Origin of the sequence: Solirhodobacter olei (genome assembly GCF_004010155.1) — a bacterium.
In the GTDB taxonomy this organism is placed as follows: Bacteria; Pseudomonadota; Alphaproteobacteria; order Rhodobacterales; family Rhodobacteraceae; genus Solirhodobacter; species Solirhodobacter olei.
Genome location: NZ_RRYH01000030.1, coordinates 29,737 through 44,101 on the forward strand (window position 1 = coordinate 29,737; position 14,365 = coordinate 44,101).

Sequence of the window (14,365 nt, forward strand, 5' to 3'; positions counted from 1 at the left end):
CAATCTGCGCACAAGCGAAGCCAAGGGGACGAACCAACGTCAGTCGAGGAAGGCCGCCGCAAGCGCAGGGGGGAGGTCGAATTCGGACCGCACGCGGGCACGCCCGGCGGACGACATCTTTCGCGCGGTCTTTTCGACAATTTTCTGCACCGCCGCGGGGTCGTGCTGCGCTGCAAAGGGTTGGAAATACCAGCGCAGAAAGGTGAAACAGACGACATCCTCCAACATCTGCACGGACGGGTCGCGCTTCAGTCCTTCCTTACGCAACATCGCTGCCACGTGGTCCTGGCTGGCTGCGTCATAACCCGCCTCGGCCATCAGCCCCGCCACCCGAGCGCCATGGCGCCGTCCCTGTTCCCGCCTCCAGGCCAGATAGCCCTCCTTCCCCTCAGGATAGCTAGTGCGCGGCAGGGTCCAACGTTCAATATGCTGACCCCGCACCGCGATCTGCAGCACCTCGTCCGCGTCCGGATCCAGCCGCGCCAGTTCTGCACTCATCCGCTGGCCATAGAGCAGCGCCTCACCTTGCGGATCCGCCCGATTAGCCGCGTCAATCGCGTCTAGGGCCCATTGCAACCGATCCGTCATAGCCAAAACCCCCAATTGTGGCTCCGCCAGAGTATCCACCGTCGCCCCCGTGGACCACCAGGAAGCCGGCACCGGCACCGGTGTCGTTTTTCCTTGATACCTGAGACGAACGCGGCGAGCGCGATGTCTTGCCATTTAACACCAACGCCTCACTGACCCGTCAGCGGCGCGAACAGATCTGCAATCACGTCCTCGTCGAAGAACCCTTCCGTAGTGCCATCGTTGCCTTCGGCAAAAAGCGCGTCCGCCAGGGCCTGTTTCTTGGCCTGAAGTTGGAGAATCTTCTCCTCGACCGTGGCGGAGGCAACAAGGCGATGGACGAAGACCGGCTTGTCCTGACCGATCCGATGCACACGGTCCATCGCCTGCCGTTCCACAGCCGGGTTCCACCACGGGTCATAGAGGATCACCGTATCGGCTTCGGTCAGCGTCAGCCCCACCCCGCCTGCCTTCAGGCTCAGCAAGAACACCGGTGCGGCGCCCTCCTTAAACGCCCGCAATATCTCCGGCCGGTTCGTCGTCTGGCCGGTCAGCATCAGATGCTTGATCCTGAGAGCGTCGAGATCGGCCGCGATCAGTTCCAGCATCTCTACGAATTGCGAGAAGACGAGTACTCGCCGGCCCTCCGCCACCAGTTCCTGCAGCAGCTCCCGCAGCCGCGCGCGCTTCGCGCTGTCTTTCACCGTGCGCGCGGCATCGGTTTTCACCAGGGCCGGATCGCAGCACACCTGGCGCAGCTTCAGCAGGGCATCGAGTATCGTTATACGGGCCGCCGCAAGCCCGCGCGCCGCAACCGCCTCGCGGACACGGACGTCCATCACGCTGCGCACGGTTTCGTATAGCGCCTGTTGCGGTTTCGGCAGATCAACCTGATCGAGGATCTCCGTGCGCGGGGGAAGTTCGGCGGCGACCTCTTCCTTTGTCCGCCTGAGCAAGAACGGCTTCAGCCGACGATTGAGCCGCGCTTGGGCAACCCTGTCACCCTGTTTCTCGATAGGTGTCCGAAAGACCGACTGGAAAGTCTTACGATCGCCGAGCAGGCCCGGCACGACCCAGTCGAACAACGTCCACAGATCCTGAAGCGAGTTTTCCATCGGTGTGCCGGTCAACGCGAGCCGCCCGCGCGCCGGAATGTCGCGCAATGCCTTGGCCATCTGGGCGGCGGGGTTTTTCAAGGTCTGCGCTTCGTCGATGATCACCAGGTCCCAGGCGATATCCGATAACACCTCCCGGTCCCGCCCCAGAAGCGGATAGGTCGTCACCACGAGGTCGGCCGTGCCGATACGATCCAACAGCGCCCCGCGTCGCGTACCATGCAGGATCAGGAGGTCCAGTTCCGGCGTGAAGCGCGCCGATTGCTCCTGCCAGCCATGCAGCAGGCTCGTCGGCACGACGAGAAGCGCAGGCCCCTGCGCCGCGCCTTGTTCCTTGCGGGCCTGCAGCAGCGCCAGAACCTGCAGCGTCTTGCCCAGCCCCATGTCGTCGGCCAATACGCCGCCGAACCCGGCACGGATCAGGCTGCCCATCCAGGCGGCACCTAGCGCCTGGTAGCCGCGCAAATCTGCCTTCAAACCACGCGGCGGTGCCACGGATGCGACCCCACGCAGCGCCTGGAGGTTGCGCGCCAGCGGCAGGATCCCGGCATGGTCGGCAAATTTAACGGGGCTGCCGGCGAGAACGGCCTCCGCCTCGGCGGCCAATGTAGCCTCGGCCGGATGCAGGCGCTCAGGATCGGCATGGTGTTGCAGGAACAGGTGCAGGACCCGGGCGATTGGGCTCAGGTCGACCGAGGCATAGGTGCCCTTGCCCAGATCGATGAAAACCGGGCGATCCGCCAACAGGCTGTGCAGGGTTTCGAGATCTGGTGGCCGACTTGCATCGAGCTCACCGCCAAGCTGCGACAGGACGGCGGCAATCAGCGGGGCAAGATCGTGCAGCCGCCCCGCAATCTCGACCTTGAAGCCCAGATCGAACCAGCCGTGCCCGAGAAACCGCTCCCCGCCCTGGGTCGCGGTGGACACCACAAGCTGCGTCTCGGCCTCTTCCAGACGATATGGCCACTTCGACGTGATCTCGACCGCCCACCCCTCCGCGCGCAATCGCGGAACTTCATGAAACGCGAACCTCAGCGCGTCCGAGCTGCGGCAGACCTCCAGCGTCAAAGGATTGAATTCCCCCTGGGCAAAGACGAAATCGCAAGCCGTCATCCGCTCGCCTGGCATATATTGCTCGAGGGTTTCCACGGGGACGGCCCCTGCCAGTTGCAGCCGTGCGAGGACGGTCGCCTCCCATTCCCGGTCGCGCTCCAGCGTGACCAGATCGCTCCCCTCCACAAAGCGCGGCGATGCGTCTTCCCAGGCGGCAACCGCCTGTCCCTCGTAGATGAAAAACACCGCGACGGTCGGCAGCGTTACGGTCGGTGCGCGGCGGGCGTATCCTTCCCGTGCGGTTGCCGCAGCAAGGACCAGGCGCACCTGCCGTATCTGTGCCGAACGGCGGATTTCGCCCGGCATATGCGGCGCGGGCAAGGGCATGGGACCGAGCGTGGCCGGCAGTCCGCCTCCCAATGCTCTGGCATCACTTGGCTCAAGCGCCGGACAATCCCGTACAAGACGCAGTATCTCGTCGGACACCGGCGCGGCAAGCCGGCCGATCCGTCCGCTGTTCCGGTCGATCCAAAGGCCATCTTCCCCAAAGCGGCCCACATCCAGCGGATCACCCTCGGGCGTCAGAAATCGCAATGTCTGGCTGCCATCCACCGCAACGGTCCAGCCAAGCACCGGCTCGTTGACGACATCCGACCATTCCAATGCAGCCTGTGGGCTGGGTTCGCCGAAGAGCCGACCTGTCGCACAAAGAGAGCGCATCAACGCGGCACCGACAGATGCCTGCTTCTGCAAGACATCGGGGAGCTCGGAGCCATAGCCATATTGCCCGGCAAGGCAGCGTGCCCTCGCCAGCGTGCCTGCCAGCTCGAGATCGACAGGGCGGAGAAACTCAGGCGTGGTCCGGCTCGCGCGCAATTGGTGGAACAGGTCATAGCGCCGGATCGTGGCGTTGAGCCCAATCCCCTTGGCACTGACCCGCGCCTTGTGGAGGTCGATCCGGAAGCCAGGCTGCAGACAATCGAGGACGTAGACCAGCCGGTCCTTGATCTTGTCAGGATAATCCTCAGGACGCGGCGACGAGAAGGACGCCGCCGGCGGAACGACGTCCTTGATGGCGCGTGCGCGACCGATCCAGCTTTGCACCGGCCCCGAGAGCCTGGGGGCTGCATCATTCCCGGCTTGAGCCCCACCACTGGCCAGAGCGTAGAGGGCCGCGGCAACGTGCTTGCAATTGATATGCACCGGACAGGTGCAAAGCCCGTGAATCCGGCCGTTGCGATGCCGGGACGACGGAGTTTCTATGCCGATCGTCTGCTGATAGGTTGTGCCGCGCCCGTTGCTGACCCGAGACGTGACGCCGCCTGTGCCATCGGGCGCGACAGCCAGGACAAACCCGGCATGAAAGTAGACCTGCGCGCGCTCCAGGGTAGCCCGGTCGAAATGTGCGGCGAGCGCTACAGCCATCTTCGTCTCTTGCCAATGTGCCGCGGGAGGCAACCACCCGCGCGCAGCTGCCCGATGTGCGGTGACCATGGGCCACGGCGCAACAACCAACAAGCGCGTATTTGCACCCCAGATCACGCATCTTGCGGCCCAACCTCGGCCAGCCGCTCGGGGATCTGGCAAGAGGCACAGGCTCCCCAGCAACGCACATCCGGGCTTGTTCCGTATTGACACTCAGTTGCACGGCCCCAGTGCGCAATCGAGCGCCTGCAGCCTACCCAGGCAGCACCTTGATCACAAACGCGTGAACTCCATATCTTGCGGATGGACCTCGTGGGGGTGCGGAGATGGGCCAGGCCCTTTCAGAAGCCGTGGATAGTCAATGTGCGCACTGCCCGGCGCATCACCTCGCATTTTGCGCAAAATGCACGCCCATCGAGTTGGCGGATTTTGAAAATCTTAAGTATTACAGACGTTTTGAGCCCGGCGAGGTGATCTTCTGGCTAGGGGAACCAATGGGATTTGTCGCAACCATCGTCAGCGGCATCGCAACCGTGAACCAGACACTACCGGACGGACGACGTCAGATGGTCGGTCTGATGATGCCGTCGGACTTCATTGGTGACCCGCGCAGGGACAAGGCACCGTACGATGCCATCTCGGCCACTGAAACGACACTCTGCTGTATACCGCGGCGGGCGTTCCAGGAGGCGATGGAAAAATCGCCGCGAGTGATTGGCCAGCTTTTCGAGATGAAACGGAACGAACTCGATGCCATGCAGGAGTGGATGCTCCTGCTTGGTCGCAAGACGGCTCGAGAGAAGGTCGCGAGCCTGCTCTTGCTTCTGGTGCGTCGACAACTCTGCACCGGGTCGCGAGAACGCCGTGGGCCCATAAGTGTTGCCATTGAGCTCTCCCGCGAAGAGATGGGTGACTATCTGGGACTGACAACCGAAACGATCTGCCGACAGCTGTCATCGCTGCGACAGGACGGTGTGATCGCGTCCAATGGCGTGCGCAACCTATCGATCAACAGTATCGATCGACTGTGCGCGGAAGCATGTGAAGCGCCTGAAAGCGCCTAACAGGCCAGGGACGGTTCCGCATGTGGGCTGCCAAGATGTGAGGCTGGGGCAGGTTCGGCGGATCCAGGGGACGACCAGTCAGCCGCAATATGGCTCGGAAACCGGCAACTGCCAATTTGTTTGCACAGATATAGGTCATAAGTAATGTCCTGTATGCTGCATAGCGGCGTTGCGCGAGAGGGCCATTGTGCATGCGCAGCATTCGTCTACTTTGGTGAGTGAATGAGGCGGGATCTCCGCCAAGCCGAATGTCACGAAGGCAAAGACCATGACAGTTGCACACATGAACCGCGTCCAGAGCGTCGGCTACGGACTCAAAGAAGGCTATGCCGCGTTCATTCGCAGTTACCAGGAGGGGGCAGCACGGCGCCGGGCCTATCGGCAAACCGTGTGGGAGCTCCAAACGCTGTCCGACAATGACCTGTCAGATCTTGGGATTGCCCGGTGCGATATTCATCGCGTGGCCCTCGAGAGCGTCAACGGCAAGTAGATTGAGTTCGGAAGGCCCTCTCCTCCTCCCTGGGCCCTTCTGATCTGGCGGCGGCATCCTCCTCCTCCCTGGATGCCGCCGTCTTCCATTTTGGGTTGGTGCCAAAATTCTGTCGCGAGGCCCGAGCCGAACGACCGTTCTCGGCGAGCCGCGCTATCAAGCCACCATTTGAGCGAATTGACGGAAAGAGCAGGGCTCTCCCCGGAAATGGTCCCTGCCGGTTACTAGGGCGATTTCTACGGCCTTGGGAAGTTTGCGCCGGTAGCTCCGGCCTCCGAAATTCGCTCGAGGAGCCAGAGCATCAGGAGCGACTGGACGACGAACATCGCGGCAATCGCCATCCTTCGTGCAATGCCTTCTGAGATCGGCAGGTCAGGAACGCCGGCGAAGAGTGCCCTTTGCCCATCGCAAGAGAGCTCGGAATTTTTCGCGCCCGGCGTTTCCACTGCAGTCCTGGCCTAAGACAGGAGACGGGGTACTGGCGGGCAAGCTCTTCGCCCTACCAACCGTTTCGCATCGCCATCCTGAACGAGACGACCGTCAGCAGTCCGGCGCCAGCCAGTGTCAGCGAGGCCGCGACCGCCGGATCGCCGAGGCCCGAGAGTGCGGTGCAGATCGCTGCGATGACCATCTGCGAGAAGCCGTAAAGGCCCGAGGCGGACCCTGCAAGTTCGGGCCGGACTGAGATTGCGGCCGTCGCTGCAATCGGGCTGGAAATTCCCGTCGCAAAGGAGAAGAGCGCGAGCGGCGCGACAAATGTCGCAAGCGTCAGCTGCCCGCTCAGCACGACACCGACAAGAAGAAGACCTGCGGCCAGCGTCAGCCAGTTCGCTGTCGCGATCAACCGCTGCATGGGGAAGTGGCGCAAGAGCTGGCGCACCAGCAGTGTGCCGGCTGACAGCACCAGGAGCGCCAGCATCAGCCAGAGGCCGACGCTTTCTGGATCGCGGTGCAGGTCGCGCTCGAAGATGAAAGGTGCAGCGGCGATCACTCCGTAGATCGAGGTGGTGCAGCAGCCTCCGCCGATGATCAACCAGCGCATCGTCGGCTCGCGAAGCAAGGTCAGGTTGGCGGTGCGGAAGCTCGTGGTCTGGCGGTGCGCTGGCGGCCGGGTTTCCGGCAGCACCCAAAGGATGGAGGCCATGTTCACCAGCCCGATCACCACCAGGAATGCGAAGATCGACCTCCAACCGAGGGACTCTGTCATCGTAGCTCCCAGCACCGGGGCGACCGCAGGCCCGATGACCTGGAACGCGGTCAGCAAGGCTAGCCTGGCCGCGCCGCCATGGGTCGTGGAGCTGTCACGCACCATGGCTCGCGTCAGCACCAGCCCCGCGCAGCCTCCAAGTGCCTGCAACACGCGTGCGGCGACCAGCGCCCAAAGAGTCGGCGCGACGACCGTCGCCACCCCCGCAGCGATGTAGAGCGCGATCCCGGCGATCAGTGGCCGCCGTCGTCCGAAGCGGTCGGAGACCGGCCCATAGAGCAACATCCCTGCGGCCATGCCGAGGATGTAGAGACTGATCGTCAGCTGGATTTCTGGGATGGAGACTTTCAGTGCTGAAGCCGCTGCCGGCAGGGCCGGCACGAAGATGTGGATGGCGAGCGAGCCCGTCAGTGTCAGCAGTCCAAGCGCCCAGAGCTTCGGCATGGGCACCTGCGGCGCCTCCTCAGGCAGGGCGGCGGAGGCCGGCAGCATTGGCTCGTCCAGATGCGGAGGTTCCTGCATCGCGTTCATGGGTCCTGTCCTTCCGACGGAGAGAAGGGCAGCTGGGCTATGATCCGCCCCAGAACGGCTTCGGCCGTGGCGATGTCGGCGGCTGCGATTCCGGCGAGCGCGGCCGCCCGAACGCGGGCCGAGCTGGCCTCGGCTGTTCTGAGAATGTCTGCCGCGGCCTCCGTCACCACGACGAGCTTGGCCCGCCGGTCTGCTGGGTCGTCCTGCCGCTCGACTAGACCCTGCCTAGAGAGGTTGTCGATGAGCCGCACCACCGAGGAGCGGTCGAGCCCGAGGTAGTCGGCGAGCTCGACCTGTCGTACCGGTCCCTCACGGTGGAGAAACAAGAGTGGAAGCCAAGTCGCCTCGGTCAGCCCTAGGGGTGAAAGTTCAGCATTCATCGCCCGCCGCCACTGGCGCGCGGTCTTTTGGATCAGCCTGGGCAGGCCGGGGAGCGAAGGGGAGGGCATGACGATCGAATATTGATGCTAATACACCAATTGCATTATCACCAATATGGGCGATGTCAATGCACCACTGGAGCGGCTGGCACCCGACGAAGACAGGTGTCGCTTATGTTGGGTCAACTTCCCGGTACCGATGAGCTAGAAAGCCTTCGTCAATGGTCCGGCCCGCGCGATGGCCGCCACACCCCTCTGGGCGGCCAGGACGGGCATCTCCTTAGTGGAAGAACCGCGACATCAATCCGCGGTACCGCGGGGCGGGGCGAAGGTCTTTCTCCGAGCGACTGTGCACCCGACTGGGGGCTGGCACACAGCGGATCATCCGCTTGACCGGCCCGTGGATCACCTTGTCGTCCCAGGCAATCGAATCGGGCGCGTCCGTGGCAACCGTGCACGTGACGATACGACCGGTCGGCGTTTCCCAGATGCTGGTTCCGGAAATGGCAGCCGCCTTGGCACTGTAGACGCCGATCTTCATAGACGATGTCCCCCATCTGGCCCGCTTGTTCGGGCCGTCGAGCTCTTGCCTGAGGCGCGATGGCTATAGCCCCCCGAACGCTTGAGCAAGGGACAAGTTGCCGCTCCCGTCAGCTGTCGAGAGAAGCCGTGAACGGCGGTCGCAGCGGACGCGCGTCGATCATACAGAAGTGCACGGCGTTATCCTGACGCAGGCAATATACAGCCCTGCAGGTTGGGCCGCCGCATAGGCCGATAAATCAATCCGGCGTCCGCCGACTCACCATCCAGTACGAGGGCAACGCGCCGCCATGCATTCCGGAAGAGTCGCGTTATGCGCGAAAGCTGCACGCTCTGCACCCGTTACCGATCGCTCTTGCAAGCCCCAAGCCTGGAAGTCGCAACCGGATTGAACGGCAGCGAGGCACGGCGAGCGTCAAGCCCTTGACGGCCGAAGGCATTCATACCTAGCGTTCAGGGATATCACCCTAGGTGAGGAGCGTTTCCCGGTGGTTGAGATCATCAAGGGCGACAAGGTCACCGTGCAGTTTGATGCCTCGCTTTGCGTTCACTCTCGCAACTGCGTGCTTAGTCATCCGGAAGTCTTCGTCCCGAATGTAAAGGGTGACTGGATATTTCCCGACGCCGCCTCACCAGATGCGGTCATGCGGATTGGCTTCAACTGTCCGTCTGGCGCAATCAGCGTCACAACCAACGTCGGCGCCGACTCGTCCGAGGCCCCCCCGACCGTCAATACCATCCGAGTGCGGGAAAACGGACCTCTTGGGATCGAAGGAGAACTGCTTCTGAGAGGCACTTCCATGGGCCGAGCGCGCGCAACGCTCTGCCGCTGCGGCAAGTCGCAAAATAAGCCGTTTTGCGATGGAAGTCATGTCGCCGCCGGGTTCTCTGCAACTGGCGAGCCAATGTCCAAGGAAGCACCCACGCTGGAACGACGCGACGGCCCTGTCGATCTTCAACCTCAGCCAAATGGCCCGTTGAAGATAGTCGGGAACCTGGAAGTGGTTAGCGGGACCGGCCGCACGGTCAACAAGGTAAGACAAGCTTTCTTCTGCCGCTGCGGCGCGTCCCGGAACAAGCCTTATTGCGATGGAAGCCACAAGACGGAGAACTTCAGCGCGGATTAAGCGGTCGTTCCAGGCCTCTGGAACGTCGGGTCGAAAATGAAACCGCGCTGCGTCCTGGGGCCCCGATGACTGGACGGCGGTGCTTCAAGAGTTGTCCGTCAGCAACGCGCCCGCATTGCTGATGGTCGTGGCCGTGGTCGTGTCACCCCGTCAGGATAGGGGTGACCCGCGCCTCACATCTTGCCGCCGTAGACCGGGAAGACGCTTGCATCGCCGTAGTCCTTGATCGGCTCGACGTTCCGGAGCGTCTCCATGTCCGCATCGGAGATTTCGAAGTCCACCTCCGCGTTGCTGCGCATGTGATCCGGGTTCGCCGTCTTCGGCAGGGCCGCGAGGCCGAGCTGAAGGACGTAGCGGATGCAGAGCTGCGGCACGCTCACGCGGTATTTCGCCGCCATCGCGCCGATTTCGGCATTGCCAAGGATCTTGCCGTGCCCGACCGGCGAATAGGCTTCGACCAGCAGGCCCTGGCTCTTGCTGTAGTCGATCAGCTCGAAGGGCGTGTTGCTGACATGGGCGAGGATCTGGTTCAGCATCGGCTTGACCGAGGCCTTTTCGAGCAGATTGTCCAGATCCTCCTTCTGGAAGTTCGACACGCCGATGGCGCGGAGCTTGCCGGCCTCGTAGGCCTCTTCCATGGCCTTCCAGGCGGCGAGGTTCCCCTCGAAGAAGCGGTCCGTGCCGCCGAAATTCTGCCAGGGCGTGGGGCTATGGATGATCATCAGGTCGATCGCATCCAGCCCAAGGGTCTTCAGCGAGCCGTCGATGGCGTTCTTCGCGCCTTCATAGCTCTTGATGCCGGCATCGAGCTTGGTCGTCACGAACAGCTCGTCGCGCGCGACCCCGCAGTCACGGACGGCTTCGCCCACGCCGCGTTCATTGCCGTAGGCCTGCGCCGTGTCGATGTGGCGATAGCCCATCCCGACGGCAGCGCGCACGGCCCTTGCGACCTGGGCATCGTCGATCATCCAGGTGCCGAGGCCCAGCTTCGGGATCTCCACACCGTTCGACAGGGTATAGGTTTCGTTAAGGATCATCGGTTTCTTCCTTTCTACCGGGGCTCCATCGAGCCCGTGTCATTTTCTCTGCCGGCCTTGTTCCCGATCACCGGGTTGGCCGTGCTTCTGCGCCTCAGCCGGCGGCCTTCGGGCGGGTCTGCCCGTCAGATCGTCCGGCCAACAGGAGGCGCGCGGCAATCAGGGTTCCGACCTGGAGCAGGGCACCGGCCGCGAAGGCGCCCGCAACGCCGCTCCACCCCGCAACAAGTCCCAGAAGCGGGCTGCCAAGGCCGAGCGCCAGGTCGAGAAAGATCGTGTACATGCCCATCGCCACGCCGCGGCTTTCGGGGGGCAGGCTGCGGACGGCTTCCTTGCCGAGCCCGGGATAGACCAGCGAATAGCCGAAGCCGGTCATGGCGGCCCCGAGGGCGGCAACAAGGGGGCCCGTGGTCCAGGCGATGAGTGCGAGGCCGGCACCCTCGACGATGGCGAAGAGCAGGGCGATCCGCGCGCCCCCAAGCCGGTCGGGCAGGTCGCCCAGGGTAAGACGCGCCAGGATCAGCGCAGCGGCGAAGGCGCAGAAGGAAAGCCAGACGGGCTGCCAGTGCAGCTGGGCATAAAGCAGGCTGCCGAACGTGAGAATGACGCCGTAGCCGAGGCTGGCAAAGGCGGCCCCCACCCCCGGCAACCAGACCGCATCGGCAACGCTCCGAAGGGAGGGCCGGTTCGCGGTCGGCACCGGGGCGACGCCCGGCACCCGAAAGATCAGGAGCGCCGTCGCAAGCGGCAGAAGAACAGTGGCCAGGCCGATCGCGGAGAAGCCGGCCGCGCCATAGAGCGCCGTGCCGACCGGCGCACCCAGGGCCAGGGCGGCGAACATGGCCGTGCCAACCCATGCGATGACCTTGCCCGCACGGTCCGACTCGGCCACAGCCAGCCCCCAGCTTACCCCGCCGGTGATGATGAGGCTTTCCGCGGCTCCGAGCAGTGCCCGACCGCAAAGCAGGACTGTCAGCGAAGCGGCGGGGTCTGTCCCGATCGCAACGGACAACAGGTAGAGCAGGCCAGAGGCAGAGGCCGTGGCAAGGCCGAGCATCACCCCGCGCTTCGCCCCTTTGGTATCGGCGTAGTGCCCGGCCGAGACCCGTGTCAGGACCGCCGCGCCGAACTGGCAGCCGGTGACGAGACCGACGGCGAAGGCCCCGAACCCCAGCACCTGATGGACCTGCAACGGCAGAACCGGCAGAGCCAGGCCGATGGTCAGGAACCCCGCCAACACGGTCGCCATGATCGGCAACAGCGCGGACGTGGTGGAGGGCATCTCCCTCGTATGAGCGGGGCCGACGGGCATTTTCACGCAGGCCGCACGGTCGGACGGAACAGGATCTCGTTCACATCCACGTTGTCGGGTTGCGAGATCACGAAGGCGACCATGTCGGCCATCGTGGCGGCAGGCAGACCGATCTGGCTGACCACGCCACGGACCTGATCGCCGAGGCCGGGCTCGGAGATGTGGCCTGCCAGCTCGGTATCGACCGCGCCCGGCGAGATGACGGTGACCCGGATGTTGTCCTGCTGCACCTCCTGCCGGAACGCTTCAGACAGCGAGCGCACGGCGTGCTTGGTCGCACAGTAGACTGCGCCGTTGGCCACGGACACGTGCCCATAGACCGACGAGACGTTGATCACATGGCCGGATTTTTGCGCCTTGAACACTGGCAGCGCGGCAGCGATGCCGTAGAGGGTGCCCTTCAGGTTCACGTCGATCATCTGGTTCCACTCGTCGATGCGGAGGCTCTCCAGTGGCGAAAGTGGCATGAGGCCGGCGTTGTTGAAGATCACGTCGACGCGGCCGAAGGTCTCCCTCGCGGTGTCGACGAGCTTCTGCACGTCATCCAGACTGGTGACATCGGTGGTCACGGCGACGGCTTCGCCGCCGGAGGCCCTGATCTCCCCCACAAGGGCGTCGAGCCGGTCGCGGCGGCGTGCGCCAAGGGCAACCTTTGCCCCGCGGGCGGCGAGGCCGCGAGCCGTCGCCTCTCCCATGCCGCTGCTGGCGCCCGTGATGACAACGACCTTGTCCTTGATCTTGTTGTCCATCGAGTATCTCCGTGTTCGCGGGGCGTCAGGCCAGCGACCCGTACCCCGGCTTCTTGTAGAGCATCTCCTGCTTGGCCCGGATGTCCGGCTCGTAGACCTTCGCGGTCCAGTCCTCCGGCGCGACCTCCTCGAAGGAGACCGACACCGGGTCAGCGCCGTAGCCGAGGATGGTCATGACGCTTTGGGTGATTTCCTCGGCAAGCCGGGTCTTCTGCGCCTCCGTCTTGCCGGGCCACAGTTTGACGATGACATGCGGCATCGGTCGATCCTCTTTCAGGCGCCGTATTGCGCGTCGGTCACTTGCTCCATCCAGTCGACGGGCGAACCGTTGAGTGCCTCCTGGATGGCGATATGGGTCATGCCCGTCGACGCGGTCGCGCCGTGCCAGTGCTTCTCGCCGGGCTCGAACCAAACAACGTCGCCGGGACGGATCTCCTCGATCGCGCCGCCCTCGCGCTGCACCCAGCCCAGCCCGGCGGTGACGATCAGCGTCTGGCCCAGCGGATGCGTATGCCAGGCGGTGCGGGCGCCCGGCTCGAATGTGACGCTGGCGCTGGCCACGCGCGCCGGCTCCGGCGGGTTCATCAGAGGGTCGATGCGGACCGAGCCGGTGAACCAGGCCTCGGGGCCCTTGACGGAAGGCTTGGAGCCGCTGCGATTGATGTCCATTGGGACCTCCTTGAGCTGTCGATGTCTCCGGACGCATCAAGCGCCCCACGCAGCTTTATTTGGTCCTTCCGTCGGGTCACGATTAGCCCATATAATCTGAAAGGGTTTATTAGTATGACTTCTGAATGGCGCAAGAAAACCTGAATGATCTCGCCGCCTTCCTCACCGTCGCCCAGGAGCGCAGCTTCACCAGGGCCGCGGCGAAACTCGGCGTCTCGCAATCGGCGCTGAGCCAGACGGTGCGCAATCTCGAGACCCGGCTGGGGTTTCGGCTGCTGGCAAGGACCACGCGCAGCGTGGCCCCGACCGAGGCGGGCGAACGGCTCGCGCGGACCCTTGCGCCGAGGCTCGAGGCGATCGACGCCGAGCTGGCCGCCTTGACGGAGCTGCGGGAAAGGCCCGCGGGAACGGTCCGCATCACCGCCGACGAACACGCTGCGAACCGGGTTCTCTGGCCTCTTCTGGAGCGGTTCCTTCCGGACTATCCCGATATCAAGGTCGAGGTGGTTATTGACTTCGGCCTGACCGACATCGTGGCCGAGCGCTATGACGCCGGGGTCCGCAACGTCGAGATCATCGATCAGGACATGATTGCCGTGCCGATCGCACCGCAGATGCGGATGGCCGTCGTCGGCGCGCCGACCTATTTCGAGGGGAGACCGAGACCGCAGGTGCCGCAGGACCTCACCGAGCACCTCTGCATCAATCTCCGCTTGCCGACGCATGGCGGCCTTTACGCATGGGAGTTCGAAAAGGCGGGCCGCGAGCTGCGCGTGCGGGTCGAGGGGCAGGCCATCTTCAACAGCGTCGCGATGATCCTGAAGGCAGCCCTTGCCGGTGCCGGGCTCGCCTATCTTCCAGAGCTGGAAGTGCTGGAGCACCTGGAGGAAGGCCGCCTTCAACGCGTGCTAGAAGATTGGTGCGAGCCGTTCTCGGGCTACCACCTCTATTATCCGAGCCGCCGACAGGCATCGCCGGCCTTCTCCCGGCTTGTCGAGGCGCTACGGTATCGGGGGCTGGAAGCGAGGTAGCTCGATGTGGAGTGTTGAGGATCGCACATGCGGGTATTCGCCTGATGCGGAAGGGGGCAAGTTGTGCG

Annotated in this window: 14 protein-coding genes; 4 read left to right on the forward strand and 10 right to left on the reverse strand. The window is 64.0% G+C overall.

The window, feature by feature from the left end; genetic code table 11:
• Positions 1-39: 39 nt before the first annotated feature.
• Positions 40-588 (reverse strand): DUF4202 domain-containing protein, encoded by a 549-nt coding sequence (locus EIP85_RS18310; RefSeq protein ID WP_127903658.1) that lies wholly within the window; start codon positions 586-588, stop codon positions 40-42.
• Between the two features lie 149 nt (positions 589-737).
• Positions 738-4,160 (reverse strand): DEAD/DEAH box helicase, encoded by a 3,423-nt coding sequence (locus EIP85_RS18315; protein ID WP_164871797.1) that lies wholly within the window; start codon positions 4,158-4,160, stop codon positions 738-740.
• Positions 4,161-4,486: 326 nt separating this feature from the next.
• Between EIP85_RS18315 and EIP85_RS18320 the strand changes: the two genes are divergently transcribed.
• Together EIP85_RS18320 and EIP85_RS18325 are read left to right on the forward strand one after the other, a co-directional pair.
• The gene (locus tag EIP85_RS18320; RefSeq protein ID WP_127903660.1) at positions 4,487-5,224 is read left to right on the forward strand and encodes a Crp/Fnr family transcriptional regulator; all 738 of its coding nucleotides are present in this window, start codon (positions 4,487-4,489) and stop codon (positions 5,222-5,224) included.
• A 268-nt stretch (positions 5,225-5,492) separates the two neighbouring features.
• Complete coding sequence (locus EIP85_RS18325; RefSeq protein WP_241560089.1) at positions 5,493-5,714, forward strand: DUF1127 domain-containing protein; 222 nt, start codon at positions 5,493-5,495, stop codon at positions 5,712-5,714.
• Positions 5,715-6,213: 499 nt separating this feature from the next.
• Here EIP85_RS18325 and EIP85_RS18330 read toward each other — a convergent pair whose 3' ends face one another.
• The 3 genes from EIP85_RS18330 to EIP85_RS18340 form a co-directional block, all read right to left on the reverse strand.
• Positions 6,214-7,452: a multidrug effflux MFS transporter gene (locus EIP85_RS18330; protein ID WP_127903661.1), complete on the reverse strand. Its 1,239-nt coding sequence runs from the start codon at positions 7,450-7,452 to the stop codon at positions 6,214-6,216.
• Positions 7,449-7,832 (reverse strand): MarR family winged helix-turn-helix transcriptional regulator, encoded by a 384-nt coding sequence (locus EIP85_RS18335; protein WP_206615581.1) that lies wholly within the window; start codon positions 7,830-7,832, stop codon positions 7,449-7,451. The genes EIP85_RS18330 and EIP85_RS18335 overlap by 4 nt, the downstream gene beginning before the upstream one ends.
• A gap of 280 nt (positions 7,833-8,112) precedes the next feature.
• Positions 8,113-8,373: a hypothetical protein gene (locus EIP85_RS18340; RefSeq protein ID WP_127903663.1), complete on the reverse strand. Its 261-nt coding sequence runs from the start codon at positions 8,371-8,373 to the stop codon at positions 8,113-8,115.
• A 487-nt stretch (positions 8,374-8,860) separates the two neighbouring features.
• Between EIP85_RS18340 and EIP85_RS18345 the strand changes: the two genes are divergently transcribed.
• Positions 8,861-9,499: a CDGSH iron-sulfur domain-containing protein gene (locus tag EIP85_RS18345; RefSeq protein WP_127903664.1), complete on the forward strand. Its 639-nt coding sequence runs from the start codon at positions 8,861-8,863 to the stop codon at positions 9,497-9,499.
• 173 nt (positions 9,500-9,672) lie between these two features.
• Here the strand turns inward: EIP85_RS18345 and EIP85_RS18350 are convergent, their stop codons facing one another.
• The 5 genes from EIP85_RS18350 to EIP85_RS18370 form a co-directional block, all read right to left on the reverse strand.
• On the reverse strand, positions 9,673-10,536 hold the full coding sequence (locus EIP85_RS18350; protein WP_127903665.1) for an aldo/keto reductase: 864 nt from the start codon (positions 10,534-10,536) through the stop codon (positions 9,673-9,675).
• Positions 10,537-10,630: 94 nt separating this feature from the next.
• On the reverse strand, positions 10,631-11,818 hold the full coding sequence (locus tag EIP85_RS18355; protein ID WP_206615582.1) for an arabinose transporter: 1,188 nt from the start codon (positions 11,816-11,818) through the stop codon (positions 10,631-10,633).
• A 32-nt stretch (positions 11,819-11,850) separates the two neighbouring features.
• Positions 11,851-12,597: an SDR family oxidoreductase gene (locus EIP85_RS18360; protein ID WP_127903666.1), complete on the reverse strand. Its 747-nt coding sequence runs from the start codon at positions 12,595-12,597 to the stop codon at positions 11,851-11,853.
• 25 nt (positions 12,598-12,622) lie between these two features.
• A complete protein-coding gene (locus tag EIP85_RS18365) occupies positions 12,623-12,856 on the reverse strand; it encodes a tautomerase family protein (RefSeq protein ID WP_127903667.1) in 234 nt (77 codons plus the stop codon).
• Between the two features lie 14 nt (positions 12,857-12,870).
• Complete coding sequence (locus EIP85_RS18370) at positions 12,871-13,266, reverse strand: (R)-mandelonitrile lyase (RefSeq protein WP_127903668.1); 396 nt, start codon at positions 13,264-13,266, stop codon at positions 12,871-12,873.
• Between the two features lie 125 nt (positions 13,267-13,391).
• Between EIP85_RS18370 and EIP85_RS18375 the strand changes: the two genes are divergently transcribed.
• A complete protein-coding gene (locus tag EIP85_RS18375; RefSeq protein ID WP_127903669.1) occupies positions 13,392-14,297 on the forward strand; it encodes a LysR family transcriptional regulator in 906 nt (301 codons plus the stop codon).
• Positions 14,298-14,365 lie beyond the last annotated feature (68 nt).

Excerpts from the sequence above, each read along its gene's own strand:
- EIP85_RS18310 (WP_127903658.1), bottom strand. The coding sequence starts at position 588 with ATGACGGATCGGTTGCAATGGGCCCTAGACGCGATTGACGCGGCTAAT.
- EIP85_RS18315 (WP_164871797.1), bottom strand. The coding sequence starts at position 4,160 with ATGGCTGTAGCGCTCGCCGCACATTTCGACCGGGCTACCCTGGAGCGC.
- EIP85_RS18320 (WP_127903660.1), top strand. The coding sequence starts at position 4,487 with ATGGGCCAGGCCCTTTCAGAAGCCGTGGATAGTCAATGTGCGCACTGC.
- EIP85_RS18325 (WP_241560089.1), top strand. The coding sequence starts at position 5,493 with ATGACAGTTGCACACATGAACCGCGTCCAGAGCGTCGGCTACGGACTC.
- EIP85_RS18330 (WP_127903661.1), bottom strand. The coding sequence starts at position 7,452 with ATGAACGCGATGCAGGAACCTCCGCATCTGGACGAGCCAATGCTGCCG.
- EIP85_RS18335 (WP_206615581.1), bottom strand. The coding sequence starts at position 7,832 with ATGAATGCTGAACTTTCACCCCTAGGGCTGACCGAGGCGACTTGGCTT.
- EIP85_RS18340 (WP_127903663.1), bottom strand. The coding sequence starts at position 8,373 with ATGAAGATCGGCGTCTACAGTGCCAAGGCGGCTGCCATTTCCGGAACC.
- EIP85_RS18350 (WP_127903665.1), bottom strand. The coding sequence starts at position 10,536 with ATGATCCTTAACGAAACCTATACCCTGTCGAACGGTGTGGAGATCCCG.
- EIP85_RS18355 (WP_206615582.1), bottom strand. The coding sequence starts at position 11,818 with ATGCCCTCCACCACGTCCGCGCTGTTGCCGATCATGGCGACCGTGTTG.
- EIP85_RS18360 (WP_127903666.1), bottom strand. The coding sequence starts at position 12,597 with ATGGACAACAAGATCAAGGACAAGGTCGTTGTCATCACGGGCGCCAGC.
- EIP85_RS18365 (WP_127903667.1), bottom strand. The coding sequence starts at position 12,856 with ATGCCGCATGTCATCGTCAAACTGTGGCCCGGCAAGACGGAGGCGCAG.
- EIP85_RS18370 (WP_127903668.1), bottom strand. The coding sequence starts at position 13,266 with ATGGACATCAATCGCAGCGGCTCCAAGCCTTCCGTCAAGGGCCCCGAG.
- EIP85_RS18375 (WP_127903669.1), top strand. The coding sequence starts at position 13,392 with ATGGCGCAAGAAAACCTGAATGATCTCGCCGCCTTCCTCACCGTCGCC.